The 22,554-nt window shown below is 39.3% G+C and carries 35 protein-coding genes, 1 other RNA gene and 2 pseudogenes; 8 read left to right on the forward strand and 30 right to left on the reverse strand.

Features of this window, described 5'->3' with window-relative positions; translation table 11 throughout:
• Nucleotides 1-102: 102 nt before the first annotated feature.
• From TZ91_RS04990 to TZ91_RS05065, 16 genes and pseudogenes are all read right to left on the reverse strand, one after another.
• On the reverse strand, nt 103-669 hold the full coding sequence (locus TZ91_RS04990; RefSeq protein ID WP_033687692.1) for a site-specific integrase: 567 nt from the start codon (nt 667-669) through the stop codon (nt 103-105).
• 133 nt (nt 670-802) lie between these two features.
• Nucleotides 803-1,228 carry an ArpU family phage packaging/lysis transcriptional regulator gene (locus tag TZ91_RS04995; RefSeq protein ID WP_033687690.1) on the reverse strand — a complete coding sequence of 142 codons (426 nt, stop codon included), beginning with the start codon at nt 1,226-1,228 and terminating at the stop codon, nt 803-805.
• A gap of 14 nt (nt 1,229-1,242) precedes the next feature.
• Nucleotides 1,243-1,587 carry a helix-turn-helix domain-containing protein gene (locus TZ91_RS05000; protein WP_033687689.1) on the reverse strand — a complete coding sequence of 115 codons (345 nt, stop codon included), beginning with the start codon at nt 1,585-1,587 and terminating at the stop codon, nt 1,243-1,245.
• Nucleotides 1,588-1,687: 100 nt separating this feature from the next.
• Nucleotides 1,688-1,948 carry a DUF1372 family protein gene (locus TZ91_RS05005; protein WP_045597215.1) on the reverse strand — a complete coding sequence of 87 codons (261 nt, stop codon included), beginning with the start codon at nt 1,946-1,948 and terminating at the stop codon, nt 1,688-1,690.
• Nucleotides 1,948-2,526: a hypothetical protein gene (locus TZ91_RS05010; protein ID WP_045597151.1), complete on the reverse strand. Its 579-nt coding sequence runs from the start codon at nt 2,524-2,526 to the stop codon at nt 1,948-1,950. The genes TZ91_RS05005 and TZ91_RS05010 overlap by 1 nt, the downstream gene beginning before the upstream one ends.
• Nucleotides 2,526-2,723, reverse strand: a complete 198-nt coding sequence (locus TZ91_RS05015; RefSeq protein WP_033687681.1) for a ribbon-helix-helix domain-containing protein — start codon at nt 2,721-2,723, stop codon at nt 2,526-2,528. Before TZ91_RS05015 ends, TZ91_RS05010 begins: the two co-directional genes overlap by 1 nt.
• Nucleotides 2,723-3,262, reverse strand: coding sequence for a DUF1642 domain-containing protein (locus TZ91_RS05020; RefSeq protein WP_045597153.1), 540 nt, complete (start codon nt 3,260-3,262; stop codon nt 2,723-2,725). The genes TZ91_RS05015 and TZ91_RS05020 overlap by 1 nt, the downstream gene beginning before the upstream one ends.
• A 122-nt stretch (nt 3,263-3,384) precedes the next feature.
• Complete coding sequence (locus TZ91_RS05025; protein WP_033687679.1) at nt 3,385-3,612, reverse strand: hypothetical protein; 228 nt, start codon at nt 3,610-3,612, stop codon at nt 3,385-3,387.
• Nucleotides 3,605-4,379, reverse strand: a pseudogene (locus tag TZ91_RS05030) (DNA methyltransferase). The gene TZ91_RS05025 and the pseudogene TZ91_RS05030 overlap by 8 nt, the downstream one beginning before the upstream one ends.
• 11 nt (nt 4,380-4,390) lie before the next feature.
• A complete protein-coding gene (locus tag TZ91_RS05035; protein ID WP_033687758.1) occupies nt 4,391-5,212 on the reverse strand; it encodes an ATP-binding protein in 822 nt (273 codons plus the stop codon).
• Nucleotides 5,213-5,977 carry a conserved phage C-terminal domain-containing protein gene (locus TZ91_RS05040; RefSeq protein ID WP_033687756.1) on the reverse strand — a complete coding sequence of 255 codons (765 nt, stop codon included), beginning with the start codon at nt 5,975-5,977 and terminating at the stop codon, nt 5,213-5,215.
• Between the two features lie 2 nt (nt 5,978-5,979).
• Entirely contained in the window at nt 5,980-7,317 is a 1,338-nt protein-coding gene (gene dnaB, locus TZ91_RS05045; protein WP_033687755.1) for a replicative DNA helicase, read from the reverse strand.
• Nucleotides 7,310-7,606 (reverse strand): hypothetical protein, encoded by a 297-nt coding sequence (locus TZ91_RS05050; RefSeq protein WP_033687754.1) that lies wholly within the window; start codon nt 7,604-7,606, stop codon nt 7,310-7,312. Before TZ91_RS05050 ends, dnaB begins: the two co-directional genes overlap by 8 nt.
• A gap of 12 nt (nt 7,607-7,618) precedes the next feature.
• Nucleotides 7,619-7,933: a hypothetical protein gene (locus TZ91_RS05055; protein WP_033687753.1), complete on the reverse strand. Its 315-nt coding sequence runs from the start codon at nt 7,931-7,933 to the stop codon at nt 7,619-7,621.
• A 13-nt stretch (nt 7,934-7,946) separates the two neighbouring features.
• A complete protein-coding gene (locus tag TZ91_RS05060) occupies nt 7,947-8,225 on the reverse strand; it encodes a helix-turn-helix domain-containing protein (protein ID WP_050492427.1) in 279 nt (92 codons plus the stop codon).
• A gap of 80 nt (nt 8,226-8,305) precedes the next feature.
• Nucleotides 8,306-9,019, reverse strand: a complete 714-nt coding sequence (locus TZ91_RS05065; protein WP_033687752.1) for an ORF6C domain-containing protein — start codon at nt 9,017-9,019, stop codon at nt 8,306-8,308.
• Nucleotides 9,020-9,072: 53 nt separating this feature from the next.
• On the opposite strand from TZ91_RS05065, the gene TZ91_RS05070 reads away from it, so the two are divergent.
• Complete coding sequence (locus TZ91_RS05070) at nt 9,073-9,732, forward strand: DUF4145 domain-containing protein (RefSeq protein ID WP_033687751.1); 660 nt, start codon at nt 9,073-9,075, stop codon at nt 9,730-9,732.
• Here TZ91_RS05070 and TZ91_RS10750 read toward each other — a convergent pair.
• Genes TZ91_RS10750 through TZ91_RS05075 form a run of 3 tightly spaced genes read right to left on the reverse strand, consistent with a single transcriptional unit; the run spans nt 9,704 to nt 10,223 of the window.
• Nucleotides 9,704-9,826, reverse strand: coding sequence for a hypothetical protein (locus tag TZ91_RS10750; protein WP_261043843.1), 123 nt, complete (start codon nt 9,824-9,826; stop codon nt 9,704-9,706). The two genes, TZ91_RS05070 and TZ91_RS10750, sit on opposite strands and share 29 nt — an antisense overlap.
• Before the next feature lie 34 nt (nt 9,827-9,860).
• A complete protein-coding gene (locus TZ91_RS10540; RefSeq protein WP_200872823.1) occupies nt 9,861-10,022 on the reverse strand; it encodes a hypothetical protein in 162 nt (53 codons plus the stop codon).
• 12 nt (nt 10,023-10,034) lie between these two features.
• Entirely contained in the window at nt 10,035-10,223 is a 189-nt protein-coding gene (locus tag TZ91_RS05075) for a helix-turn-helix domain-containing protein (RefSeq protein WP_033687750.1), read from the reverse strand.
• A gap of 253 nt (nt 10,224-10,476) precedes the next feature.
• On the opposite strand from TZ91_RS05075, the gene TZ91_RS05080 reads away from it, so the two are divergent.
• The 4 genes from TZ91_RS05080 to TZ91_RS05095 all read left to right on the forward strand — a co-directional run bounded on the left by TZ91_RS05080 (nt 10,477) and on the right by TZ91_RS05095 (nt 12,960).
• On the forward strand, nt 10,477-10,845 hold the full coding sequence (locus tag TZ91_RS05080) for a helix-turn-helix domain-containing protein (protein ID WP_033687748.1): 369 nt from the start codon (nt 10,477-10,479) through the stop codon (nt 10,843-10,845).
• Nucleotides 10,829-11,221 (forward strand): ImmA/IrrE family metallo-endopeptidase, encoded by a 393-nt coding sequence (locus tag TZ91_RS05085; RefSeq protein WP_033687746.1) that lies wholly within the window; start codon nt 10,829-10,831, stop codon nt 11,219-11,221. Before TZ91_RS05080 ends, TZ91_RS05085 begins: the two co-directional genes overlap by 17 nt.
• Nucleotides 11,222-11,225: 4 nt before the next feature.
• Nucleotides 11,226-11,759, forward strand: a complete 534-nt coding sequence (locus TZ91_RS05090) for an HIRAN domain-containing protein (RefSeq protein WP_080702908.1) — start codon at nt 11,226-11,228, stop codon at nt 11,757-11,759.
• 118 nt (nt 11,760-11,877) lie between these two features.
• Nucleotides 11,878-12,960 (forward strand): tyrosine-type recombinase/integrase, encoded by a 1,083-nt coding sequence (locus TZ91_RS05095; RefSeq protein ID WP_033687744.1) that lies wholly within the window; start codon nt 11,878-11,880, stop codon nt 12,958-12,960.
• A 136-nt stretch (nt 12,961-13,096) separates the two neighbouring features.
• On the opposite strand, the gene ssrA is transcribed toward TZ91_RS05095, so the two are convergent.
• The 4 genes from ssrA to TZ91_RS10085 all read right to left on the reverse strand — a co-directional run bounded on the left by ssrA (nt 13,097) and on the right by TZ91_RS10085 (nt 16,317).
• Nucleotides 13,097-13,444: a transfer-messenger RNA gene (gene ssrA / locus TZ91_RS10080) on the reverse strand.
• Between the two features lie 61 nt (nt 13,445-13,505).
• The gene (locus TZ91_RS05100; protein ID WP_033687163.1) at nt 13,506-14,141 is read right to left on the reverse strand and encodes an SGNH/GDSL hydrolase family protein; all 636 of its coding nucleotides are present in this window, start codon (nt 14,139-14,141) and stop codon (nt 13,506-13,508) included.
• Nucleotide 14,142: 1 nt separating this feature from the next.
• Nucleotides 14,143-14,970, reverse strand: a complete 828-nt coding sequence (locus tag TZ91_RS05105; RefSeq protein ID WP_033687165.1) for an HAD family hydrolase — start codon at nt 14,968-14,970, stop codon at nt 14,143-14,145.
• Between the two features lie 21 nt (nt 14,971-14,991).
• Entirely contained in the window at nt 14,992-16,317 is a 1,326-nt protein-coding gene (locus tag TZ91_RS10085; protein ID WP_080702874.1) for a CapA family protein, read from the reverse strand.
• A 174-nt stretch (nt 16,318-16,491) separates the two neighbouring features.
• Between TZ91_RS10085 and def the strand changes: the two genes are divergently transcribed.
• From def to TZ91_RS10620, 3 genes are read left to right on the forward strand one after another with little or no spacing between them, the layout of a single operon-like run.
• On the forward strand, nt 16,492-17,103 hold the full coding sequence (gene def, locus TZ91_RS05120; RefSeq protein ID WP_033687166.1) for a peptide deformylase: 612 nt from the start codon (nt 16,492-16,494) through the stop codon (nt 17,101-17,103).
• A 44-nt stretch (nt 17,104-17,147) separates the two neighbouring features.
• Nucleotides 17,148-17,876, forward strand: coding sequence for a 23S rRNA (guanosine(2251)-2'-O)-methyltransferase RlmB (gene rlmB / locus TZ91_RS05125; RefSeq protein ID WP_033687167.1), 729 nt, complete (start codon nt 17,148-17,150; stop codon nt 17,874-17,876).
• Between the two features lie 48 nt (nt 17,877-17,924).
• Nucleotides 17,925-18,161: a hypothetical protein gene (locus TZ91_RS10620; protein ID WP_033687170.1), complete on the forward strand. Its 237-nt coding sequence runs from the start codon at nt 17,925-17,927 to the stop codon at nt 18,159-18,161.
• On the opposite strand, the gene trxB is transcribed toward TZ91_RS10620, so the two are convergent.
• The 7 genes and pseudogenes from trxB to TZ91_RS05165 form a co-directional block, all read right to left on the reverse strand.
• Nucleotides 18,158-19,069 carry a thioredoxin-disulfide reductase gene (trxB, locus tag TZ91_RS05135; RefSeq protein ID WP_033687171.1) on the reverse strand — a complete coding sequence of 304 codons (912 nt, stop codon included), beginning with the start codon at nt 19,067-19,069 and terminating at the stop codon, nt 18,158-18,160. The two genes, TZ91_RS10620 and trxB, sit on opposite strands and share 4 nt — an antisense overlap.
• 65 nt (nt 19,070-19,134) lie before the next feature.
• Nucleotides 19,135-19,359 (reverse strand): DUF4059 family protein, encoded by a 225-nt coding sequence (locus tag TZ91_RS05140; protein WP_000926599.1) that lies wholly within the window; start codon nt 19,357-19,359, stop codon nt 19,135-19,137.
• A gap of 77 nt (nt 19,360-19,436) precedes the next feature.
• Nucleotides 19,437-20,178 (reverse strand): annotated as a pseudogene (locus tag TZ91_RS05145) (amino acid ABC transporter ATP-binding protein).
• A complete protein-coding gene (locus tag TZ91_RS05150; protein WP_001103449.1) occupies nt 20,178-20,978 on the reverse strand; it encodes an amino acid ABC transporter permease in 801 nt (266 codons plus the stop codon). The pseudogene TZ91_RS05145 and the gene TZ91_RS05150 overlap by 1 nt, the downstream one beginning before the upstream one ends.
• Before the next feature lie 157 nt (nt 20,979-21,135).
• Nucleotides 21,136-21,492 carry an arsenate reductase family protein gene (locus TZ91_RS05155; RefSeq protein ID WP_033687172.1) on the reverse strand — a complete coding sequence of 119 codons (357 nt, stop codon included), beginning with the start codon at nt 21,490-21,492 and terminating at the stop codon, nt 21,136-21,138.
• 12 nt (nt 21,493-21,504) lie between these two features.
• A complete protein-coding gene (locus tag TZ91_RS05160) occupies nt 21,505-22,014 on the reverse strand; it encodes a methylated-DNA--[protein]-cysteine S-methyltransferase (RefSeq protein WP_033687173.1) in 510 nt (169 codons plus the stop codon).
• A complete protein-coding gene (locus TZ91_RS05165; protein ID WP_033687174.1) occupies nt 22,014-22,508 on the reverse strand; it encodes a GNAT family N-acetyltransferase in 495 nt (164 codons plus the stop codon). Before TZ91_RS05165 ends, TZ91_RS05160 begins: the two co-directional genes overlap by 1 nt.
• Nucleotides 22,509-22,554 lie beyond the last annotated feature (46 nt).

A 22,554-nucleotide genomic window follows, 5' to 3' on the forward strand; every position in this document is an offset into this window, starting at 1 on the left:
TAAATAAAACTAACATCCTTAGAAGTCAAGTGTAACAAGTGTTTACATCTGTTTCATTAAAAACTAATTTACGTTTTCTCAATATGTAAAATAAATAATCATTTAATAGCTAAAATTCATCATTGAATCATCCAATTCATCCTGCTTAATACCTATATAATCAAGTGTAATATCTGGTGATGAATGATTAAATAATTCCATCAAGATCGCTACATTTTGATTTTTTCTGTAGTGATGGTAACCAAATGACTTTCTCATGGAGTGGGTTCCAATATTCTTCAAGCCAACATGTTCAGCTGCTTGCTTTAAAATTTGGTAAGCAGCTACTCGACCTATGTGAGTTATCCGAACTCCATCCGTCCTGACTTTCTTTTTGCTAGGAAATAGATAGTCATATCCTTGTAGCTCATTCGTCTTAATGTAATGATTCAAGGCCTTTCTTAATTCCGGATTGATAGCAAAACGCTTGACTTTGCCTGTCTTCTTCTCAATGACTTCTATTCTATCACTAGTCACATGTTTAACTTGCAGAGGTATGATGTCGCTGATACGCATTCCAGAATAAAGACCACACATAATCAGAACATAGTTTCGCTCACTCTTTGATTTTAAGAAGTTTTTCATCCGTTCAATATCATCAAGTTCTCGAATAGGTTCTACTTTCTTCACGACATCACCTCCAATCCATACAAAAAGGCAGGATGTGCCTGCCTTTGCAATTATTTCATAATATAATTTTAGCACATAAAATCATATATTTACTCCGGACTTACTCCGAGTTTACTCCAAAAAAACTCCAAGTTTACTCCAAAATTTCAATCTGTTCTCCATTGCGGTATAGCTCTGCAAATGCCATCAAAGCTTTCTCCAAAATTTCGTAATATGAACTTTCTGAAAGAGACAAGTCCATTGCGATTGTTTCATTCTTCTTGCAATCCCACTGAAGGTACTTTTCGAAAAGTATCCTACGATATAGAGGATCGTGTAAGCCGCTAACCGCTTGCTCAATTGCATCCAGCTCAAGCTCTGCATCAACTTTCCGTATAGCTAACTTCTCGACTTGACTATTTCTTCCACTTGACGGATTTCTCGGCATAAATGAGTAGGTTGTCGTTACTCTCTGACCTTCGGTGTCATTGGCCACACGACGCCAGCGAGGATATCCTTCTAAAATTTTCTTGGCATTTTCTTTTGTTTTAGTTTCGTTTATATCAGGAAAGAAGGGCATCGCTCACCTCGTTTCTATCTCAAGTAATTCTTCCGTCGATATCTTCGTGTTTGTTTCCACTTGATAATCTTACCATCGTTATTGTTGTTGAAATAATCTGGCAATCTTGCTGTTGGGCTTTCTTTGTAGACCACTTTTTCGACTACCTGTATTCCAGGCATCATTTCATCATCTATCCACCCAACAAGCCACGCAGGGTTTACATCATAGGTTTTAGCAATCATTTCTATTTGCTTAATGGACGGATATCCACCTCGCTCATACAAATGGATTGTGTTTTGGGAAACACCTGTATCTCTGGCCATATCTTTGACCGAAATACACAAGTCCTCTCTGAGTTCTTTCAGTCTTAGCTGCATCTTGCTCTCCACTTTCTAGTATTAGCTTTTTCCAGAAATCTAATGCGCTCTGCCATTGCTTCCTGAATGATGATGTAAGTTGGTTTCTTGTACTTTGCCATCACAATCTTACCTCATCCCCAACTTTCACTTTCTCATACACATCCTTCGTAACTACGAAAATACCGTAATCACGAATTGTCAGCGTGTATAGTTTGCCGTGTCGCCCTTTTTCGACGACCTTGCCGAATATCTCTGCACCTTGATTGTCAGCTTTATAAACGACAATCGGACGCTTTGCTTCTAAATCTCGAATCCTGTCCATCTGCCAAATATTTAATCCAGCAGATAGCAGAATCCAGATTGCTATGAATCGTTTCATCATTCCGCCTCCACATTTTTTATTGATTCATACGCTCTTTTATAAGCATCCAAATATAGAAATACTATTTCAGACACTTTTTTACCAGCGAATTCAAGAGTCTCATAGTATTCTGAATCTTGTTCACTCAGGAATTCTCGAACAGTATCAGTAATGTGTTTGAATCCATGCCGATCATCGAAATATTCAAATAGTTCATCAAAATAATATCGATCATTTTCGTCTAAGTCTTCATATCGCTTATTATCAAAGAAATACTCAAGAATAATTTTTTTAGCTTCAGCTTCATCATAAACAAAAAGATTTCGACTAGATGCTTTAATTTTTTCAATAAAATATCCAGCGTTGTTTGTGAAATCCTTATAGAAATCTTCCCAACTACCAATATTATTAAAATTTACTGCAACCAACTCACCGAAATCACCTGTGATGGCTAATGATGAATTTTTCTTATCGAAAATATATCTTAGATTATACATTTGTTTATATTCTGGACTATGATAATCAATGATTGTAATATCATCTAATTCGATTTTTTTAGCAATGTGCTTGTTAAAATAGTGTGCAAATGATTCCATCACTCCACCTCATTTCTTTCACTTCTGGTCTTTTGCAAATAATATTTATATATTTCATTGTCGGTATGTTCATTTACTAACTTTTCAAGTGCTTTATTGACCACTTCTGATATGCTTCTATAACCACCATATTCTTTTAAGGCTTCGACATGGTCATACATATCTTTGGTAATCGTTGTTTGTACCTTTCTAGGCATCACTCCACCTCCTCAATCTCAATCCCTGGGCAATCGAATACCCAGCCGAAGCCATTCGCAACTACATCTTTTTTTGTAAGTTTGTAACATTTTTCTGAAAAATTAGTACTTTTCGTAAAAAGAAGAACTACAGGCGAAAAGTGACCGTATTTATCTGCTAATGCTGCATTTTGGTTGACGAGATATAAGTGCCCGTCATTTCGGTTTAGAAGTGTAATTTTGTATTTTTTCTCTTCCTCGACCTCGTATCCATCCAGCCATGCACGAGCTAATGTTTCTTGATTACATTCGTGATAAAACCATCTTTGAAATTCCTCACTATATTCATCATTTACACACTTCATTAAATCTTGCAAGTCCCAATTATATTCTTTTGCTTCTTGAATATATTTATGAACACACTGCGGTACTTTGACTTTCTCTGGTTCGTCTAGTTGTTTGATTGTGTCGATTATTCTGTCTACATCAATACAATTGATAAATCTATTTTTACTTTCTTTTAAGACATTACAATAATCAATCAATTCCTGCTTATTCATCTTCGCTTCCTCCAACTTATTTATAAAAATCCAGCTCTTGCACCTCATGGCTCAAAGACACAAGAGCTAGCAAATTCTTTATACGTCATTCGTCCAAGTCTGACGCATATTCTAGCTCGCTTTTAACGTGGTTCGCGGCACGTTGATTTTGTTGCTAAGTAATAGCAATCTACAGCGCCATAATCAAAACGTACATCGTCTTTTCCGATATATTTTTTAAATCTTGGTCTAGTAATACCAGAGAAAGCCCACTGATGCTCTTTCATCTGCTCGATAAGTTCATCCACATTGTTAAAACTTCCAAGAAAAAACTTGCAGTGTCCGTTGTAGACGAAGTAGAGCTCAATCATCTTTGCAAAACTCCTTGTAGATTTTTTCGAAAATTTCTGACACCAATTTTTCAGGTATATTAGATCTCTCGTTGTATGATTTTGAGAAGTTCTTCCACTCTATGTCCTGCTTGATAATTTTATTCTTAAGATTAAGTTCAATATTGCTTCCAAAAACCGTCCGTTTTTGTAAAGGATAATCATAATTATTGTATCTAGCTAGGTTTTTGTATGGAATTCTGAATCCAATAATATCCTCAATGTAGGGCCACAGTCTGTCAGCTGCTGGATTCTCAATAACCCAAAATTGTGGTCTATATCTTTTTATGATTTCTATTGTGTTGAAAGCTGTTAGCTCGCCATTGACCCTTTTTAAAAATTGCCTGTCGTACTGATAATTTATATAGGCTGACTCGTAATCCTTATTTGCCCTGATCGTGAACGGTGAAGGTCTTACTTGTGGAGCAAACAAGCTATCAGAGACATCATTGCGTTTCCAACACGCATTACCATTTTCCATTGCAGAAGCATTTGACCAACTTTCGCATGGTGGACTAGCTATTATAAGATCAGGTTTTGGTAATTTGTCTAACACGTCAAAGAGCGTGTTATCTCCAAATAAACGTTTGTAATCAGCAAGGTCCAGATTTGTAAAATGATTGTTCTTGTTTTCTATATCCATTCCGATTGAATAGATTTCAATATTCGCCCCCCCCCGAACTATTCAGAGAGTTAGCACCCTTGAAGTAAGAACCATTCCCACTATCAAAAAGTGCCCAGACTACCATTTTTTTGATAATCAATACCTCCTATCCTTCATCCCAGACGGGTACACAAAGCACTTCCCAGTTGCTCCCTCGAAAATTCTACTTGATAAAGCACCATTCCCGAAATCGTCCGAGTAAAGTTCTTTAATCTCTTCGCTACTCAAATTCGTGTTGATAATCGTATTGGTCCGATTATCCAGGATCTTGAACAATATCTGATGCGCCCACTCGTTCCGCTTCGTGTCAGCTTTTCGACTCTCTTTCCCAAGGTCATCCAAGAAAAGAAAATCAACCTCAGACAGTAGCTTAACCATCTTCGCTTCTGAAAATCCATTGTCAAACTCAAAGCTTTCACGAATCTTATCAAACAAAGTCACTACTGATACAAAAAGCACGCTTTTAGGTTCATCATAAGACTTAAATTGCTCATTGAGAAACCGAGCTAATCCATAGGTCAGATGACTCTTACCAACACCAGACGGACCAGTAATGATAGCATTCCCAGTCTCACCCTTGGCATAGTAGCGTTCCAACCGCTTCACGAAATTCATAGCATTTTCATCAATGTCAACCTGAATCTCATAGTCATGTAGTGACTTGCTGGCAAGCTTACTTGAAACAATGCTGTCACGAGCAAAGACTTCGTAAGTATCCGATAGCTTGCTTTTAACCTCAGATTCCATATTTAGTTGCTTTTCAAAGCGTCGGATATTCTCTTTCTCGCACTCAGGACATTGACTGACTTCCTCAACCTTGCCCTTGACAGGGATTTTAACAGACCAAAGATGGCATCCATGGATTTCACAAACATCATCAAGAACTGTTCTAGTTTTGAATTGTTTAAACTGTTTCATCTAAAATCCTAGCCTTTCATCAACTGCTGATTGAAAAGAGTGAACTTTTCGTGGCATAGGTTGATTCAGATAGTTGTCCATCTTGTTGCCGAAAAGCGTTTGTGGTTGAAGATACTGCTCATACTCTGTACCTTTCCACTTATTGACCATGATGTCCACAACCTTTTTAAAATCTTCAATGACATAACCCTCTTTTAGCCTTGCCTTGATAAATTTTTGATGACTAGCAGTGTCAACCTTAAAATTCTTCTTGGCTTTCAAATTGAGATAAGAAATAACTTCCTTACAAATCGACAACTTATTATTGTTATTCTCAGTCTTAGTATTCTCAGTCTTGATTGTGTGTACTTTTTGCACTTCCGAAAGTGTATTTTCTACACTTCCAATGTGTACTTTTTGCACTTCCTGAAATGTACTTTCTACACTTCCGTTAAGAGCATCAAGATAAATGCGGTTTGGTAAGTTCATCCCTTGTCTGACTTCTGTCATTAGACCAGCATCTTTCAATTCCTTTTTGATTTTAATAATCGTCTTGTTGCTATTGCAATTTAAGTCAATCATCAACTGTTCATTTGTGTAATACTGGAAGACGTTCCCTTCCTTATCATGCCAGCCATTTTTTAAAGATAGTTCTAACCTATCAAACAGAAGCATATAGAGCATTTTAGCGTTATTGCTCAATGTCTTATATTTCTCATCATAGATAAATGGCTTTGGAAATTTAAAAAACGATAAGAAGCCAGTGACTTCACTTTTTTTAATCATTGTTATACCTCCTCTACACTTGAAAATTTTGTGTATTCTTTATGAAAATATAGTTTAACCGTCCCTAAACTACCGTGTCTGTTCTTTTCCAGGATCAGCTCCGTCACATTATTCGCTTCTTGACTGTTAGCTTGCTCTTTCTGGTAGTAGGCCTCACGATACAAGAATGCTACAATATCTGCATCTTGCTCAATCGAACCAGATTCTCGCAAATCTGATAGCATTGGGCGCTTGTCCTGTCTCTGCTCAACCGACCGACTCAACTGCGATAAGGCTATGACAGGAACCCTCAAATCTTTAGCAAGTATCTTCAATTCCCTTGAAATTTCAGAAACAATCTGCTGACGATTCTCGCCTTTTGATCCAGTAATCAGTTGTAAGTAGTCAATGATAATGACTCCAAGACCTCCCATTTCCTGGGCAAGCTTTCGAGCCTTTGACCGTATCTCAGAGATGCGAATACCAGCCGTATCATTCACGAAAATTGGAGCATTATAGAGATTGCTTTGCGCATGTACCAGCCTTTTCCATTCATCCGTACTTAGATTACCAGTTTTTAAATGATACGCTGGAACCATCCCTTCTGATGCCAACATACGCTCAATCAGTTCCTCTGCGCCCATTTCAAGCGAGAAGATGACAGCAGGCTTTCCTTCCTTGGCTGCTACATACTTAGCGATATTCAGAGCTAGTGCCGTTTTCCCCATTGCAGGTCGCGCAGCAAGGATAATAAGATTTCCTTTATGAAGGCCTGTTGTTATCTTATCTAATCCGACAAAGCCAGTAGACAGACCAGTCACGAATCCATCTGTCTGCGAGCGAGTCTCCACCATCTGCATGTGAGTATCAAGGATATCGGCCACATTACGAAATCCTGTGCCTGTATTCTGATTGCTGATGTCAAGCATTGACTTTTCAGTCTTTGAGATAATGTCACTGATTGATACATCTCCTTGATATGCGCTAGAAAGAGACTCTGACAAATCAGTGATTACCTTTCGGAGCGTAGCCTTTTCTTTTACGAGCTTAGCGTAGTGCTCCACGTTTTTGGAAGTTGGTGTGGAGTTCACTAATTCGACAACGTAGTTCATGCCCCCTATTTTTGAAATATCTCCCTGATTAGTTAGAGCAGACACCATAGTCGTAGCATCGATTGGCTCACCTTTTTCAAGTAATGACAACATTGTTTTAAAAACAATCTTGTTAGCAGGCTTGTAGAAATCCTCTGGAGTCAATTCGTCTGCAAGCGACGTCATTGTTTCAGGTGCGATAAATACCGCTCCAAGAACAGACTGCTCTGCGACTAGATCATGAGGGAGTATTCTAAATTCTTCAGACATACCTAGCACCCCACTTCCTACGATTAGCGCGGTACTTCATCCGCATATCCTCATAGATGTACCTGCCTTCCAGCTCCATTTTTTCAATCTTTAGCAGCTTATTTTTAAGCTCCACATCACGATAGTCCTTAGCTAGTTTTTCATAGTCTGTTAGGTATTCTTTGACTAGTAATAGATTTTTATAATCGTTTTCCCATATCGTAATAAAATGTCTTGAAGTTGATTTCCTTCCTTTCAGTTCTTTAACAATCATAGTCAGGTTATCCAGCCATTCAATCAATTCTTCCATTTCCTGACCTCCTCACTTCAAGATGTGCATTTTAGGCTCTGGCAAAGCTAATGGCTCCGGACGCAAGCCTTCATGACGTTCGTTGTCGTAGGTAAAGCCAGGGAATGGACGACGGATATTCTTGCGAATTTCTTGCCATTTGTCCTCTCTACCACGTTCGTATGCATGGTTGTACCCTTGGATAATCATAGACGCAAATTCTTGTTCTTCCCGTCTCTCTTCTTCTTCGCGTTGTTCTTGCATTTTGATGTGACGATAAACTGCCACAAAACCAATCAGCAGAGCACCAACACCCATCAGCTGGTCTAAAATCGGTGGTTCAAACATTTTTCTATCTCCTTTATTGTGCTAACTGACTTTGAAACCGAAGTACATCGTTCATGTCATATAAATATTTACCGCCTTTGGCATTTTGCTGGTAGCGGAATTTCCCTGCGTCTCTGAAATCTTCAATTTTCTTACGACCCCAACCTGTTTTCTCTTGGACATCTTTGATTGAAGCCCAGTTCGTACCTCTTGATACTCGTAATTTAGCTTCAGTCATAGCTTTCACATTCAACTGGACAAGTTCTTCCAGCAGTTCATTTTTGAAATCTTCTCCAAACAATTCCAAAGCCATTGGCAATTTCCTCTCTTTCGTGTTATAATAATATTGAATATTTCAGTATGCGCCTGATTTCCGTCAGGTGCTTTTTTGCCCTACGCTTGACTAAAAGCGTTCAGTTCCATAATCTTCATCTTGGTATTGGTGCTCGGCTCCCAAGTCATCCAATAGGCCAAGGCTGCATCTGCAAATTTTTTCGGTAGCAAGTCATAGCGACTAATGTTGAAGTGGTCTTTAAAGTCAATCTCAGCTTGTCTAAATACCGACTGAGCGAAAATCTTATCCGCATAAGCTGGACTATCAATACCACCCAAGCAAGCCACGACCCGAGCCTTGCGCTTCTTCAGTAGCGATTTAGCATAGCTGGGATGAATCGGTTGCTCACTCTTGAGATAGTCGATATCTTCCAGCATGGTCGCCTGTTGCTCCCGCAATTTCTTCTGGCCAGTAAACAGAGCGATGAAGGCATCCTCGTCCAAGTCCTCACGGATAAATCCGCCCTGCTTGCGAATAGCTGGCAAGACCTCTGATGTCACCCAGCGCTTGAACTCTTTAGCTTGAGGCAACTTGCTGGATAAGATAAGAGAGTAGAGACCAGATTCGTTGATGATAATGGTATTTTGTGTTCGTCCTAGATTGTCGGTGAGTCCGTATTTCACGGAGTCATCTTCATCAACGTGCCGAGAAATTGCGTCCAGTGGTTTAGCATATCCTAAGATATCCGCTACATCCTTCCCGACAAACCAAGGCTCGTCGTCAATTGTCAAAGTACGGACTTCCTGCCCGTGAAAGTTAAAAATTTCGTTCATAATGTTCCTTTCAAAATTTGGTATAATGTAAATAAAACGATTGGAGAAATCTTATGGAAATATCTACTGTTGACTATTATTTCAGTACAATTGGGAAACTTTTAACTATCGAAATTCCTCAAACTTGCCCTTTATGTGGAATCGGAAACAATCCAACCACCAAAGAGGTAGGGAGATTAGATACCCAAGAAGGTTATGTTTTTACTCTGAACCATCGTTGTCCAGCTTGTCAGAAATACCACATGACAAGCCAAGAATATTTAAATCAAGATGATAAAACAACTATGGCTCTTGTTTATCCCAATAAAATTGTTACCGATATAGATCGTCTATTCATTGACCACGCCCCTAGATTTGTAGAATTTTACAGTGAAGCGATTGAAGCTGAAAAAATGGGATTGGAAAACATCGCAGGAACAGGCTACCGCTCTGCTATCGAATGTTTAATAAAAGATTACGCCTTGGCTTTTGAATTAGATACAAAAGAATATTTATCTGACCCAAAATTAACTTTTAACAATGCCATTGATAGGTATGTAAAAAATGATGACCTCTTAAAAGGTGCTCTTCATTTTATCCGAACAGTCGGTAACGGCTATACTCATTGGAACAAGAGTACCAGTATTTCATTGTCTCAACTAAAAAACTATGTAGATATTATCATTCAGATTTTCAAATCTAAATTTATGTTAAAGTTTCTTCCTGAGGTTTAATCCCTAAACGCATTTCAATTTCTGAGATGCGTTTTTCTTGTTCCGCAACCTTCTCGTATAACTCTTCGACAGAGTAAGCTATAATTTTTTCCATCTCTGCTCCTTTCTAAGTAAAGACTTCTAAAAAATCATAAATTAAATTTTTTTCTAACTCTTTCAAGCTCATCATCTTGTATTTTCTTATACTCGTCGATGCGCTTTTTTCTATCTCTTTTGCTAGCGTAGTACGTGGCAAAACCAATGATAAGATTGATTATGACAGTAAAGTAAAACCATACTAGTTCGTTCATAGCGTCTCCTTTCTAACCATCACCAAGTAGCTTCTCTGTCGTCACGCCAAGATATTTAGCAACCTTGGCAAGATTAGATGCTGATGGAGTGGATTTGTTCCATTTCGAAATCAAACCATTTGGAAATTCCAGATCTTTTTCAATGCGATAGATTGATATCCCCTGATTTGCAGCAACATCTTTGATAGTGTTGTAAATCATGCTTTCCTCCTTTTTTAGAAATATTTCTACGTTTTATTTCTGATAACTCTTGACAAATAATAGAACTTATTCTATTATAAGAGTATAAGAAAAGTAGCAAATACAGATTTTATCTGTTTCTGCGTCTGTAGTATTTATTATTTTGTGTACCTCCCAAGTACAATACTATGATACCACAGAACTATTTCTATTGTCAATAGAAAAGACAGAAATATTTCTATTTTTCTTAGATTTTTTCTGGAGGGTATTAGAAATGAATACTTACGAGATAATAAAAGAGCTTGTCAAACAACGTTTTATGACAGTTGCACAACTTGAACGAACTCTTGATTTATCAAATGGCTCTATTTCAAAGTGGGCAAAATCAAAACCTAATTCTGAGCCGTTAGAAAAAGTTGCCGATTACCTAAATGTTAGCACAGATTATCTTCTAGGACGTACGGACAACCCTGCGATTGCAAAGGAAACAGTAACCACTGCAGATGGCCGTATCGTTGACCTATCCAATCTTCGCGAACGTGTTGTCCTGTTCGATGGCAAGCCATTATCAGACGACGATGTAGATAAAATCGCTCAAATCATTAAACTCTCTTTGGGGGTATCGGATATTGAAAGTAAATGAACTACTAGATGAATACCAGGTCACACTCTATCTCTTCCCAGAAACCATGTGGGAGCGAAAAGGCTTCTATTTCCCCGATGAGCGCATTATTTACGTCAATGGGGATTTACCCCTAGAAGAGAGAGAAAAGGTCATCCTGCACGAATTGGGGCATATAAACCACGACCCAGCCAATTACAAACGGATGCTATACAAATATGAGAACGAAGCAGACCGCTTCATGATTCGACATCTCATCTCTGAAGAACTCACGCAGTATGAAGTATCAGACTTCAACTGGCTCCAATTCGCAGAAAGACACAAAATCTCAACAACCTGGGGCGAAGATATGATTCAGGAAGAGTTTTATAGATTTATAGAAAAATTAGGAGCGTAACATAATGGGTATTCTTTCAAAATTATTCCCTAATATTTTCTCATCCACAAAGGACAATTTAGATACAAAAACTGAATTTAAAGAAACTATCATTTTTCATGACAGCTTTCTGTTAATGGGGACCAATTATCACAAAAAAGAAGCTTACCAAGTTGCTGATTTTTTAAGTGGTGGAGAACACTATTTTGGGAAAGATAATAAATACTTAAAATCATACATATTAAGAACTTATAAAACTGTTTACAAATACAATAAACTTAAAACAGTTGATGTCATTCTTCAAAGAGAACCTTTAAATAAGCATGATAAGAATGCAATAAAAGTTTTAGTCAATAACACATTTGTTGGTTATATACCGGCTGAAATAGCAAGAAAAATCGCTTTTATGATCCAGAATAAAAAGTACAGATATGATGCTATCTTAACTGGTCGAGGCGGACCTTACAAAACAGTAGATTTAGATACTGAAAAAATTATAGAACGCAAAAAAGAATTGTCTTATTATCTTGATTTGACAATCTGGAAAATCGCTAAATAAAAAAATCCCCACACTCGCCATCGCCAAACTTTGAGTGTGAAGAAATCGTCTATAAGAAACAACCATTAAAAAGGTCGTTTTCTTATACCCATTTTATCAAGAAATGAGGTAAAAATCAATGGAAATTAGGTCTTATAAAAAGAAAAACGGAGAGACGGCTTACATGTTCCGTGCGTATATCGGGAAAATTAACGGATATAGTCAATACGCTACTCGCCGTGGATTTGCCACGAAAGCTAAAGCAAGAGCAGCACTGCTTCAACTGCAGGACGATATTGAGAGTGGTGAGCAAAGCAGGAAAGAAATCACGGTTGAGGAGATTGCTAAAAAATGGCTCAAAGATTATTCTGAAACCGTACAAGACAGCACCTATATCAAGACTTCTAGAAATTTCAAGAATCACATCTATCCAGTTTTCGGCAATAGAAAAATAGCTAGTATCACTCCTCTTCAAATGCAAGAGCAGGCCAATGAATGGTCTAGAAAATTAGTCTATGGTCGTAAATTAAAAGGATTGATGAATAATGTTTTTAAATACGCAATTAGGCATGGATATATTGATACGAATCCAGTTGATAGCGTGATTGCTTCAACAAGAAAGAAATCAGATGGCAAAAGCGACTTTTACAACAAAGACGAACTTCAAAAATTCTTGAAACTTGTCTCCAAAACAAAGGATCTAGAAAAGATAACTCTATTCCGTCTTCTGGCCTTCACAGGGGCACGAAAAGGGGAGATTTTGGCCCTTGAATGGAATGACTGGACAGATAATACTCTAGACATAAACAAGGCTATTACGAGAGGTTTCGCAGGCGAAGAGATAGGCAACACTAAAACGGTCAGTAGTAATCGACTAATCAGTCTAGACAAAAAGACAAAAAATATTTTGAAAAAATGGAAAAAGCAAAATCCAAACACAAAATATATCTTTGAAAATGAATTTAAAAAGCCAATTCCAAGCACCTTGCCTAGAAAATGGCTTATTAAAATTGTGGAGGGTAGCGACCTGCGTCCGATTAAAATCCACGGGTTCAGACATACACATGCCAGTCTATGTTTCGATGCTGGTATGACCTTGAAGCAAGTCCAACATCGTCTAGGGCATTCTGATTTGAAAACGACCATGAACGTTTATACCCACATAACCAAGCAAGCTAAGGACGACATCGGAGAACGCTTTGCAAATTATATTGATTTTTAAGGAGGTTCGCCTCCTTTTTGTGACTCCTTTTGTGACTCCCTTTTTTACAAAAGAATACCAAGGAATACCAAAGACAAAAATAAAAAACGTTGATTTAACAACGTTTTACCAAGGAATGCAAAAGAATGCAAAGGAATAATGGAGCCGGTGGGAGTCGAACCCACGTCCAAACACCTGCCAACATATTTGTCTACAACCATAGGTTATGTATTAATTTAACAGTCCCTCGACACATAACTCAAGCCTAGAAACTGCGAGTCTATCAATCTCTTATCAAGTCGCTAGACAAGACTTGATCGTATCTCGCTAATAATAAGACCTGTCATTGAACACGAGCAATCCAAATCGGGTCACGCCTGCTGGTTTTTAGGCAGCTAGAGCGTAAGAAGTGTTATTTTTTGCAGTTATATTTAACTGAGCGTTTACGTCGCCACACGAGTCGCAAAATATGCCTCATAATGCCTGTCGAATCCGTAACGACCCCAAAAGACAATAAAACCATTATACCTTATCTAACACAAAAATGCAAAAAGGAAAGCAATTAACTACAAAAGATAGTCTTTCAAAGATTTTGTCAAAACCTGATAACCAGCAACACTAAGGTGCAACCCATCAGTTGTATAATCTTTTTTGAGTTGACCTACTTGGTCTGTCAAACTATCAAAAACTGGCACAAATTCTACCTGCATATAGGCTGAAGCAAGCTCTCGATAGGCTTGATTCCATTTCTGGATTTTTTCATTCGTGCGGATATAGACTGTCTGCTTGTACTCCTCTCCCTCATTGACTGGCAAAATAGAAAGCAATTTAATCTCAGTCAATGGATAATCGCGAGCAATGGATTGTATGATAGCTTCGAGGTTATTGAGAGCCTCATTCACAGGCACATCTTTTCCGATATCATTTGTCCCAATCAAAAGGACAATTTTATCTACTGCTCCACCGTACAGATGCGCATCTAGATTCTCTAGTAACAGCCCTGTCTGATAACCTCGAATGCCTCGATTGACAATCGTCTTCGAAGTCCCAAATAGTTCCTGCAGAGGATAATATTCGACAATGGAATCCCCAATAAAAAGAATGTCTGGTTCTACAATAGAAACTTGATTTAAGTGACGATACTTGGTTTGGATTTTTTCTTGTTCCTTTAGTAACCAATTTTCTAATAACTGTACTGCCACTTCATTCTCCTTTTTCTAACCAGTTTTCCAAGACTTGATAAACTCCGCCTTTGCTGTTGGCTGGCGCTAGAGCAGTCGCCACAGCTTTGGCTTTATCATCAGCATTTTCCATCGCATAGGCAATTCCAGCCATTTCAAGCATTTCAACATCATTTTCACTGTCACCAAAAGCCATGATTTGTTGGGGAGTCAAGTCCCAGCGCTTGAGTAATTCTTCCAAGCCCCATGCTTTATGAATTCCAGCTTGAAGGATATCAATGCAACCATAGCCACTCGATACAGCACGAACACGGCCATCAAAGAGGTCATTGATTTCTTCCAAGACCGAACTCAAACGTTCCTCACCAACAACCATACTCATCTTGAGCACACCACCAAAGAGGTCAGAGGTTAATTCGTCCACAAATTGCATCCGTTGGTAGAATTTTTCAATCATTTCTGGAGTCATAAAACTTTCAAGGTCTGTAAAAATCGTACCTTCTTTGACGAAACCACCCTTCATAGACGTTACAACAAACTGATCCTGACACGCTCGACCCTTAAAATGAGCCAAAGCCTTATCGACAATGGCATCATCCCAAGTCTGTGCCTGAATCAGTTCATTGTTTTCAAAAATACGAGCACCATTGGCAACAACCAAAATCACTCGATCCACCAAGTGCTCCAGTAGTTGCCTCATGCGGTGAATCTCATTGCCCGTCGCGATGACAAAACGAATACCCCTTTGATCCAACTGATCTAAAATCTTTTCCAAGCGTGGGAGATCCAGCTGGCCTCTAGCATCCAGCAAGGTCCCATCCATATCTGTCGCAATTATTTTAATCGTCATTTACTTTCCTCTGGATTCAAGCTAATCCCACTTCAATCCCACATGTTCGTTCATTTCTTTATAGGCTGTATCAATTCGCTCCTTAGTCGCTTCATCTAACTGGTCACGATGACTACCACCCTCGATAAAATCTTCTAAGATATAGGTTTGGTAAAGGAAAAGTGGATAACCTTCTGGAGAATAGGTTCCTTTCGGTGTACGATTTACCCAAGAAGGATGTGCTTTAGCAGTTTCGATTGTCGTCTTGCCATCCTTTTTCTTAATGGTCACATCCATAAGAACACCACGCTCTGTCCACTTAGCATTCTCTTCATCTTGCATGGTTTCAATTCGTTGATTGGAAATGAAGTTCCCCATTGAATAGATAATGAGTTTCTTGTCCCCATCTTTTTCAACCGTTTCAGATGGTTCAACTACGTGAGGATGCCCACCAAAGATAATATCCGCTCCCCAATCAATCATCTTGTGATAAAGAGCCTTTTGTTCTTCAGTTGGTTCCAAGCGATACTCCACACCCATCTGAGGCATGATAATGGTGATATCAGCTTCCTTCTCTGCTCGTTCAATTTCAGCCTTCATCTTGTCTTCATTTAGGTCTGAAAGATAGCGGTTATAGTCTTCTTGGGAAATACTTTGCTCAATTCCATTAAAACCATAAGAATAGGCCAAAAGTGCAACCTTGATACCGTTCACTTCCTTGATAACCAGTGGAGCTTGATCACGTGACTCATGCGTATACACTCCAATAGGTGTCATTCCTGCCTTTTCAATAGCATCTGCAGTTGAAACCACACCTTCTATTTGTGAATCTAGGATATGGTTATGCGCCAAGTCTAGCACTTGATAACCAGCATCCTTAATGGCATCCATAACTTCGCCAGGTGCATTAAAGAGAGGATAACCTGCCAAATAGTGGTCCTTGTTTACCGTACCTTCAAAATCACCTATAATCAAGTCTGCTTGTTTGAGCCATGGCTTCACATAGTCAAAATTTTCATGAAAATCATAGGTTCCATCTTCTTTTAAAGCAGAACGATAGATAGGAATATGATAGAGGAGGTCCCCGTTGGCCATAATTCTAGCAGTTTTTTCCTCTTCCTGATCTTTAGCATTTTGATTGGTCTTATTAGCTTCTTGAGAAATGGCATCCTTTTTTTGACTGGTTAAGGGGATTCCTTGGAAACTTTCAAACAACAAGACCAAACCCATTGATAAAGCAACTGCTAGCAAGAGTATCGCCACAAATCCCTTATTACTCCACTTGCGATAACTTCTAAAAAAGTTTACAAAGCCTCTCACAAAATGAAAAACTGGTCCACGTTTATGTCTATCTTGTCTTCTTTGCATCTTCATTCTCCCTACTTTCTAATGCAAGCCTTTTCTTTTTATTATATCACAGATAAGTATTTCTTTCACAATTGAATTGAACTTCCTATCTATTTTCTATAAATCCTAAAGGCTGTAATACTTTCAATCCTTGTCATTTTGTGTTATCATGTAGAGGTAATGAAAGGAGAGAAAATGTCTGCTATAGAACGTATTACAAAAGCTGCTCACTTAATTGATATGAAAGATATTATCCGCGAGGGGAATCCGACTCTTCGCGCGGTTGCTGAGGAAGTCACTTTCCCCCTATCTGATCAGGAAATCATTCTTGGCGAAAAGATGATGCAATTCCTCAAACATTCCCAAGATCCTGTCATGGCTGAAAAAATGGGGCTCCGCGGTGGGGTTGGACTTGCTGCTCCTCAATTAGATATCTCAAAACGCATTATCGCTGTTTTGGTGCCTAATATTGTTGAAGAAGGCGAAACTCCACAGGAAGCTTACGTCTTGCAAGCTATTATGTACAATCCAAAAATCGTCTCTCACTCTGTTCAAGATGCTGCTCTTGGTGAAGGAGAAGGTTGTCTGTCTGTTGACCGCAACGTGCCTGGCTATGTAGTCCGCCATGCTCGCGTTACTGTTGACTACTTTGACAAGGATGGAGAAAAACACCGTATCAAACTCAAAGGATACAACTCCATCGTTGTTCAGCATGAAATTGATCACATCAACGGTATCATGTTTTACGATCGTATCAATGAAAAAGACCCATTTGCAGTTAAAGATGGTTTACTGATTCTAGAATAAAGAAAATCCCGTTGCAAGACGGGGTTTTGTGTTATAATAGAGGCATGAAAACAAATGATATTGTCTATGGCGTCCACGCCGTTACCGAAGCTCTCCTTGCAAACACTGGCAACAAACTTTACCTCCAAGAAGATCTCCGAGGTAAGAATGTTGAGAAAGTTAAAGAACTGGCTACAGAAAAGAAGGTGTCCATTTCTTGGACTTCAAAAAAATCCCTCTCTGAGATGACTGAAGGTGCTGTTCACCAAGGTTTTGTTCTACGAGTGTCCGAATTTGCCTATAGCGAGCTGGACCAAATCCTTGCCAAAACACGTCAAGAAGAAAATCCACTTCTATTGATTTTGGATGGGTTAACTGACCCTCATAATCTAGGTTCAATCTTGAGAACAGCTGATGCGACCAACGTTTCAGGTGTCATCATTCCCAAGCACCGTGCTGTCGGAGTTACTCCTGTTGTTGCCAAAACAGCCACAGGTGCTATCGAGCACGTACCGATTGCCCGCGTGACCAACCTCAGTCAAACCTTAGACAAACTCAAGGATGAAGGTTTCTGGACATTTGGAACAGATATGAACGGTACTCCTTGCCACAAGTGGAATACAAAAGGGAAAATCGCCCTCATCATTGGAAATGAAGGAAAAGGTATCTCTAGTAACATCAAAAAAAAGGTCGATGAAATGATTACCATTCCAATGAATGGACATGTTCAAAGTCTCAATGCCAGCGTTGCTGCAGCCATTCTCATGTACGAAGTTTTTCGAAATAGACTATAAAAAAAGTTTCCAGTCATCTGATTGGAAACTTTTTTATGATTATACTCAATGAAAATCAAAGAGCAAACTAGGAAGCTAGCTGTAGACAGCTCGAAGCACTGCTTTGAGGTTGTAGATAAGACTGACGAAGTCAGCTCAAAACACTGTTTTGAGGTTGTGGATAGAACTGACGAAGTCAGCTCAAAACATGTTTTTGAGGTTGTGGATAGAACTGACGAAGTCAGTACCCATACCTACGGCAAAGCGAAGCTGACGTGGTTTGAAGAGATTTTCGAAGTGTATTAACTATGTTCTGTGATAAATTTATAGGCTTCTTGACCAGCGATAGCTCCATCTCCAACTGCTGTTGTTACTTGGCGAAGGTCTTTCAAGCGAACATCTCCAACGGCAAAGATACCATCAACTGCAGTTTTCATGTGGTTATCTGTCACAATCCAGCCAGCCTGATCTTGGATATTCAATTCTTTAACAAAATCGCTAAGAGGATCCAATCCAACATAGATAAAGACACCACCGAAGGCTTGTTCTGTCACTTGACCTGTTTTCACATTTTCAAAAACGACAGATTCTACTCTGTTTTCACCCTTGATTTCCTTCACTACAGAATCCCAGATAAAGCTGATTTTCTCATTCGCAAAGGCGCGGTCTTGTAAAACCTTTTGGGCACGAAGTTGGTCACGACGGTGAACAATGGTAACAGTCTTAGCAAAACGAGTCAAGAAGATGGCTTCTTCAACAGCTGAATCTCCACCACCGACTACCAACAAATCTTGGTCACGGAAGAAAGCACCATCACACACGGCACAGTAAGAAACACCACGACTGTTCAGTTCTTCTTCTCCAGGTACTCCCAAAGGACGGTGTTTAGAACCAGTTGCTACGATAACTGTACGTGTTTCATACGCTTGGTCATCAGTAATCACTTTCTTAAAATCACCATGGTCTTCGACATTTTCAACATAACCATAAATGTGCTCAACACCAAGATTTTCAAGCGGTTCAAACATCTTTTCTGCCAATTCTGGCCCACTAATATTAGCGTATCCAGGGTAATTTTCAATATCAGATGTATTATTCATCTGACCACCTGGCAGACCACCTTCAATCAAGGCTACTTTCAGATTGCTTCGAGCAGCATACAAGGCTGCAGTCATACCTGCAGGTCCAGCACCGATAATAATAGTATCGTACATATAGTTTCCTTCTTTCTTGTTGTAACTATCTTTATTCTAACTCTTTCTTGTCAATCACGCAAGGATTATGCCTTGAAAACAAGAATTAAACTCATAACCGCAAAGGATAATACTGGAACAACCAAGACCCCAATCATAATCATATCATAGAGATGGGCTTGGCGAGCCTTGGCTGTCTTATCAACTCCCGACATGGCTCTCAGTCCAATCCAAATTCCTAAAAAAATCAGGACAAGGATGGTAGTCAAGATTAAACTCTCGAAATATAAAGAAAATAGTTGCAGTAGCATGATTTCTCTCATTTCTATCTTTTTTAAAGAGTAAACTCAGCTAGTCCAGCTAACTGAGTTTTTCTTTATCTATTATATCAAATATAAGTCCGTTTGTAACTAGCGAAGAATTCTTTTGTCCGCTCTTCTTTAGGATGGTGGATAATCTCATCCGGTGTTCCAGACTCAATGATTTTCCCCTTATCTAAGAAGAGAATCTTATCAGCTACTTGGGCTACAAAGGACATATCATGACTAACCAAAATCATGGTTTGACCTGACTTAGCAGCATCTGCAATAGATTTTTCTACTTCACCAACCAATTCTGGGTCAAGGGCTGAAGTTGGTTCGTCTAAGAGCAAGACATCTGGTTTCATAGCAAGCGCGCGCTAGTGCAACCCGTTGCTTTTGACCACCTGATAAATGGCGAGGGTAATGGTTTTCACGGTCAGAAAGCCCAACCTTAGCCAACTCTTCCTTGGCAATCTTAGTCGCTTCTTGGTCAGATAATTTCTTGACAACAACCAAGCCTTCTTTCACATTATCAAGTGCTGTGCGGCGTTCAAACAAATTAAACTGCTGAAAAACCATAGACAACTTACGACGAAGGGCAAGGATTTCTTCTTGAGTGATTTTTGAAAAATCAACTGAGAAATCATCAATCTGAATAGAGCCACTGTCAGGTGTTTCAAGATAATTGAGACTGCGAAGGAAAGTTGATTTTCCAGCTCCTGAAGAACCAATCAAGGCTACAACCTCCCCTTTTTGAATATCCAAGTCCAGATGATCCAAGACAGTCTGTCCTGAAAAGGATTTGCTTAAATTCGAAATCTTAATCATTAACGAAGGTCTCCTTTCACATCTGTTTGCACTGTATCTGGTGCAGAAATAGCCATTTTTCTCTCGATGAAACGACCGAGGCTTTCAATTCCGATATTGACTACCCAATAAACAAGGGCAACGGAGATGAATCGCTCAAAGTAACGATAATCAGCTCCACCTAGAATCTGAGCTTGGGCAAAGACTTCCACAACACCCGCACTAAAGGCTAGGGAAGTTCCCTTGGTCAAGCCGATGAGGGAGTTAATTAAGGTTGGAGTCGCCACAACGGCCGCATTTGGAATAATCACGCGACGATAAACTTGTGCTCGGGTCATCCCCAGACTGCGTGCCGCCTCAATCTCACCAGGATTGACTGAGAGAATGGCTGCACGAATGGTTTCACTAGCATAAGCTGCCTCATTAAAGGCAAAGGCGACAATCGCAAAAGCAGCAGCTGGAATCGCATTGATATTGAGACCAGTTCCCCATTGCTGATTGAGAGCTTTCAAAGCCAAAGGAATTCCGTAGTAGGTCAACATGAGTTGCACCAAAATCGGTGTCCCTTTTAAGAAACTAACAAAGAAGGCCTGCAAGGGGTATAAAATCTTGACACGATTGATCTTCACAATGGCGAAAAGAAGTGCCAAAACCAAGCCAAAAAGAGCACCACCAATGGTCAACATAATCGTTGTTGGAAGTTGTTGGACAATTCTCGGAATTCCATCAAAGACCGAACGCAGGCTAAACAGCTTGCCATCTGGAATCAATTGCATCAAGTTTTGGTACCAATCTGATGCTAAAATCGTTGTAACATTCATAAAAACATCCTCTCCTGATAATGATTCATTCTACCATACTTCTGCCGTCAATGAAATTATTTGCTACGGTCAGATACAGACTTTGTCTACCTACTAGTTTATCATACTTTGAAACAGGGAGGCTATATATTTTATCTATCAAAGAGATAGATAAAAACTATTTCAATCCCAATTCTTCGTAAGCTTTTCGATAACCGATTTGCTTAACAGTTCCATTTTCTACTAAAATGGGGCGTTTTAACAACATACCGTCACTTGCTAGCAACTCAGCCGCTTCTTGGTTTGACAGGCTTCCTACCTTATCTTTCAGCCCCAATTCACGGTATTTGATCCCACTGGTGTTGAAAAATTGCTTCAACTCAAAACCCGAGGTTTCTAGCCAGTTTAAAATGACTTCTTGGCTAGGTGTTTTTTCGACGATATGGACAGCTTTATAGTCCACACCGAGTTGGTTTAATTCTTGTTTTGCTTTTTTACAAGTTGAACATTTTGGGTATTCGATAAATTCTAACATGTCTTTCACTTTCTATTTTATATCTCTAAAATCTGCGCCTTCATGCTCCAATAGCCATGCTTTCTTTTCCATTCCTGCAGCATAACCTGTCAGACGCTTGCCTGCGCCCAGCACACGATGACAAGGTACTAGGATAGACCAAGGATTGCGCCCCACTGCCCCACCAATTGCTTGAGCAGAAGCCACTTGCAGGTCTTGGGCTATTTGTCCATAGGTCACTGTCTGACCATAAGGAATTCCCTGTAGATAGGACCAAACTTGCTTTTCAAAATCCGTTCCGATTGGAGCCAAGGGCAAGTTGGATAAATCCTGAGACTTACCTTTAAAGTAAGCATCTAAGCAAGCAATAACTAGGTCTAAAATGGGATGACTAACAACTTCTTCTATCGTCTCATCTCCTAGTCCCCTCTCAAAATGCTTCTGCTCCTGAACCCAAATTCCATACAAATAATGGTCATCAGCTACCAGTGATAGAATACCAATCGGAGAAGAGTAGAGTATTTTTACGTACTTCTTTTGCATTATTTCTTCAATTTTTGATAGGCCAAGCGTTCGCCATCAACTGGAACCTTACCAACCTGTTTAAAACCGAGTTTTTCAAAGATATGCTGCATGACCTTGTTTGCAACATGCGTATCTGAGCGAAAATCAAGATAATCAAAACCTTCGATCAAGCCCTCTAAAAAGGTTTGAGCAACTCCCTGTCCCTGCACATCTGCTGCCACAGCAATACGGTGAAAGACTAGGTACTCTGACTCCCCAGCTTGCCATTTTCCTTCATAAATGGCTTCATAGGCTGCCTCTGGACTCTTGGTCACAGCTGCATAAGCTAGCAGTTCTCCCTCTTCCAAAGCAACATAAGCTTGACCTGAGATAATATCATCGATAATAATGTCTGTACTTGGATAGCCATTTTGCCACTGGTCACTACCAGCATCTGCTAAACATTTTTTAGCATCCTCCATCACTTGCATGATGGCATCTACTTCATTTGGAAAAGCTAAACGAATCTCCATCTTTTCTCCTCATTTCTGACTAGTTTCTCCCATCATAGCATAATTT

The organism is Streptococcus mitis (assembly GCF_000960025.1).
GTDB lineage: Bacteria > Bacillota > Bacilli > Lactobacillales > Streptococcaceae > Streptococcus > Streptococcus mitis_DH.

Coding starts and splice junctions, on each gene's coding strand:
- TZ91_RS04995 (WP_033687690.1), bottom strand. CDS start 1,228: ATGCCCTTCTTTCCTGATATAAACGAAACTAAAACAAAAGAAAATGCC.
- TZ91_RS05000 (WP_033687689.1), bottom strand. CDS start 1,587: ATGCAGCTAAGACTGAAAGAACTCAGAGAGGACTTGTGTATTTCGGTC.
- TZ91_RS05005 (WP_045597215.1), bottom strand. CDS start 1,948: ATGAAACGATTCATAGCAATCTGGATTCTGCTATCTGCTGGATTAAAT.
- TZ91_RS05010 (WP_045597151.1), bottom strand. CDS start 2,526: ATGGAATCATTTGCACACTATTTTAACAAGCACATTGCTAAAAAAATC.
- TZ91_RS05015 (WP_033687681.1), bottom strand. CDS start 2,723: ATGCCTAGAAAGGTACAAACAACGATTACCAAAGATATGTATGACCAT.
- TZ91_RS05020 (WP_045597153.1), bottom strand. CDS start 3,262: ATGAATAAGCAGGAATTGATTGATTATTGTAATGTCTTAAAAGAAAGT.
- TZ91_RS05025 (WP_033687679.1), bottom strand. CDS start 3,612: ATGATTGAGCTCTACTTCGTCTACAACGGACACTGCAAGTTTTTTCTT.
- TZ91_RS05035 (WP_033687758.1), bottom strand. CDS start 5,212: ATGAAACAGTTTAAACAATTCAAAACTAGAACAGTTCTTGATGATGTT.
- TZ91_RS05040 (WP_033687756.1), bottom strand. CDS start 5,977: ATGATTAAAAAAAGTGAAGTCACTGGCTTCTTATCGTTTTTTAAATTT.
- dnaB (WP_033687755.1), bottom strand. CDS start 7,317: ATGTCTGAAGAATTTAGAATACTCCCTCATGATCTAGTCGCAGAGCAG.
- TZ91_RS05050 (WP_033687754.1), bottom strand. CDS start 7,606: ATGGAAGAATTGATTGAATGGCTGGATAACCTGACTATGATTGTTAAA.
- TZ91_RS05055 (WP_033687753.1), bottom strand. CDS start 7,933: ATGTTTGAACCACCGATTTTAGACCAGCTGATGGGTGTTGGTGCTCTG.
- TZ91_RS05060 (WP_050492427.1), bottom strand. CDS start 8,225: ATGGCTTTGGAATTGTTTGGAGAAGATTTCAAAAATGAACTGCTGGAA.
- TZ91_RS05065 (WP_033687752.1), bottom strand. CDS start 9,019: ATGAACGAAATTTTTAACTTTCACGGGCAGGAAGTCCGTACTTTGACA.
- TZ91_RS05070 (WP_033687751.1), top strand. CDS start 9,073: ATGGAAATATCTACTGTTGACTATTATTTCAGTACAATTGGGAAACTT.
- TZ91_RS10750 (WP_261043843.1), bottom strand. CDS start 9,826: ATGGAAAAAATTATAGCTTACTCTGTCGAAGAGTTATACGAGAAGGTT.
- TZ91_RS10540 (WP_200872823.1), bottom strand. CDS start 10,022: ATGAACGAACTAGTATGGTTTTACTTTACTGTCATAATCAATCTTATC.
- TZ91_RS05075 (WP_033687750.1), bottom strand. CDS start 10,223: ATGATTTACAACACTATCAAAGATGTTGCTGCAAATCAGGGGATATCA.
- TZ91_RS05080 (WP_033687748.1), top strand. CDS start 10,477: ATGAATACTTACGAGATAATAAAAGAGCTTGTCAAACAACGTTTTATG.
- TZ91_RS05090 (WP_080702908.1), top strand. CDS start 11,226: ATGGGTATTCTTTCAAAATTATTCCCTAATATTTTCTCATCCACAAAG.
- TZ91_RS05095 (WP_033687744.1), top strand. CDS start 11,878: ATGGAAATTAGGTCTTATAAAAAGAAAAACGGAGAGACGGCTTACATG.
- TZ91_RS05105 (WP_033687165.1), bottom strand. CDS start 14,970: ATGACGATTAAAATAATTGCGACAGATATGGATGGGACCTTGCTGGAT.
- TZ91_RS10085 (WP_080702874.1), bottom strand. CDS start 16,317: ATGCAAAGAAGACAAGATAGACATAAACGTGGACCAGTTTTTCATTTT.
- def (WP_033687166.1), top strand. CDS start 16,492: ATGTCTGCTATAGAACGTATTACAAAAGCTGCTCACTTAATTGATATG.
- rlmB (WP_033687167.1), top strand. CDS start 17,148: ATGAAAACAAATGATATTGTCTATGGCGTCCACGCCGTTACCGAAGCT.
- TZ91_RS10620 (WP_033687170.1), top strand. CDS start 17,925: ATGAAAATCAAAGAGCAAACTAGGAAGCTAGCTGTAGACAGCTCGAAG.
- trxB (WP_033687171.1), bottom strand. CDS start 19,069: ATGTACGATACTATTATTATCGGTGCTGGACCTGCAGGTATGACTGCA.
- TZ91_RS05140 (WP_000926599.1), bottom strand. CDS start 19,359: ATGCTACTGCAACTATTTTCTTTATATTTCGAGAGTTTAATCTTGACT.
- TZ91_RS05150 (WP_001103449.1), bottom strand. CDS start 20,978: ATGAATGTTACAACGATTTTAGCATCAGATTGGTACCAAAACTTGATG.
- TZ91_RS05155 (WP_033687172.1), bottom strand. CDS start 21,492: ATGTTAGAATTTATCGAATACCCAAAATGTTCAACTTGTAAAAAAGCA.
- TZ91_RS05160 (WP_033687173.1), bottom strand. CDS start 22,014: ATGCAAAAGAAGTACGTAAAAATACTCTACTCTTCTCCGATTGGTATT.
- TZ91_RS05165 (WP_033687174.1), bottom strand. CDS start 22,508: ATGGAGATTCGTTTAGCTTTTCCAAATGAAGTAGATGCCATCATGCAA.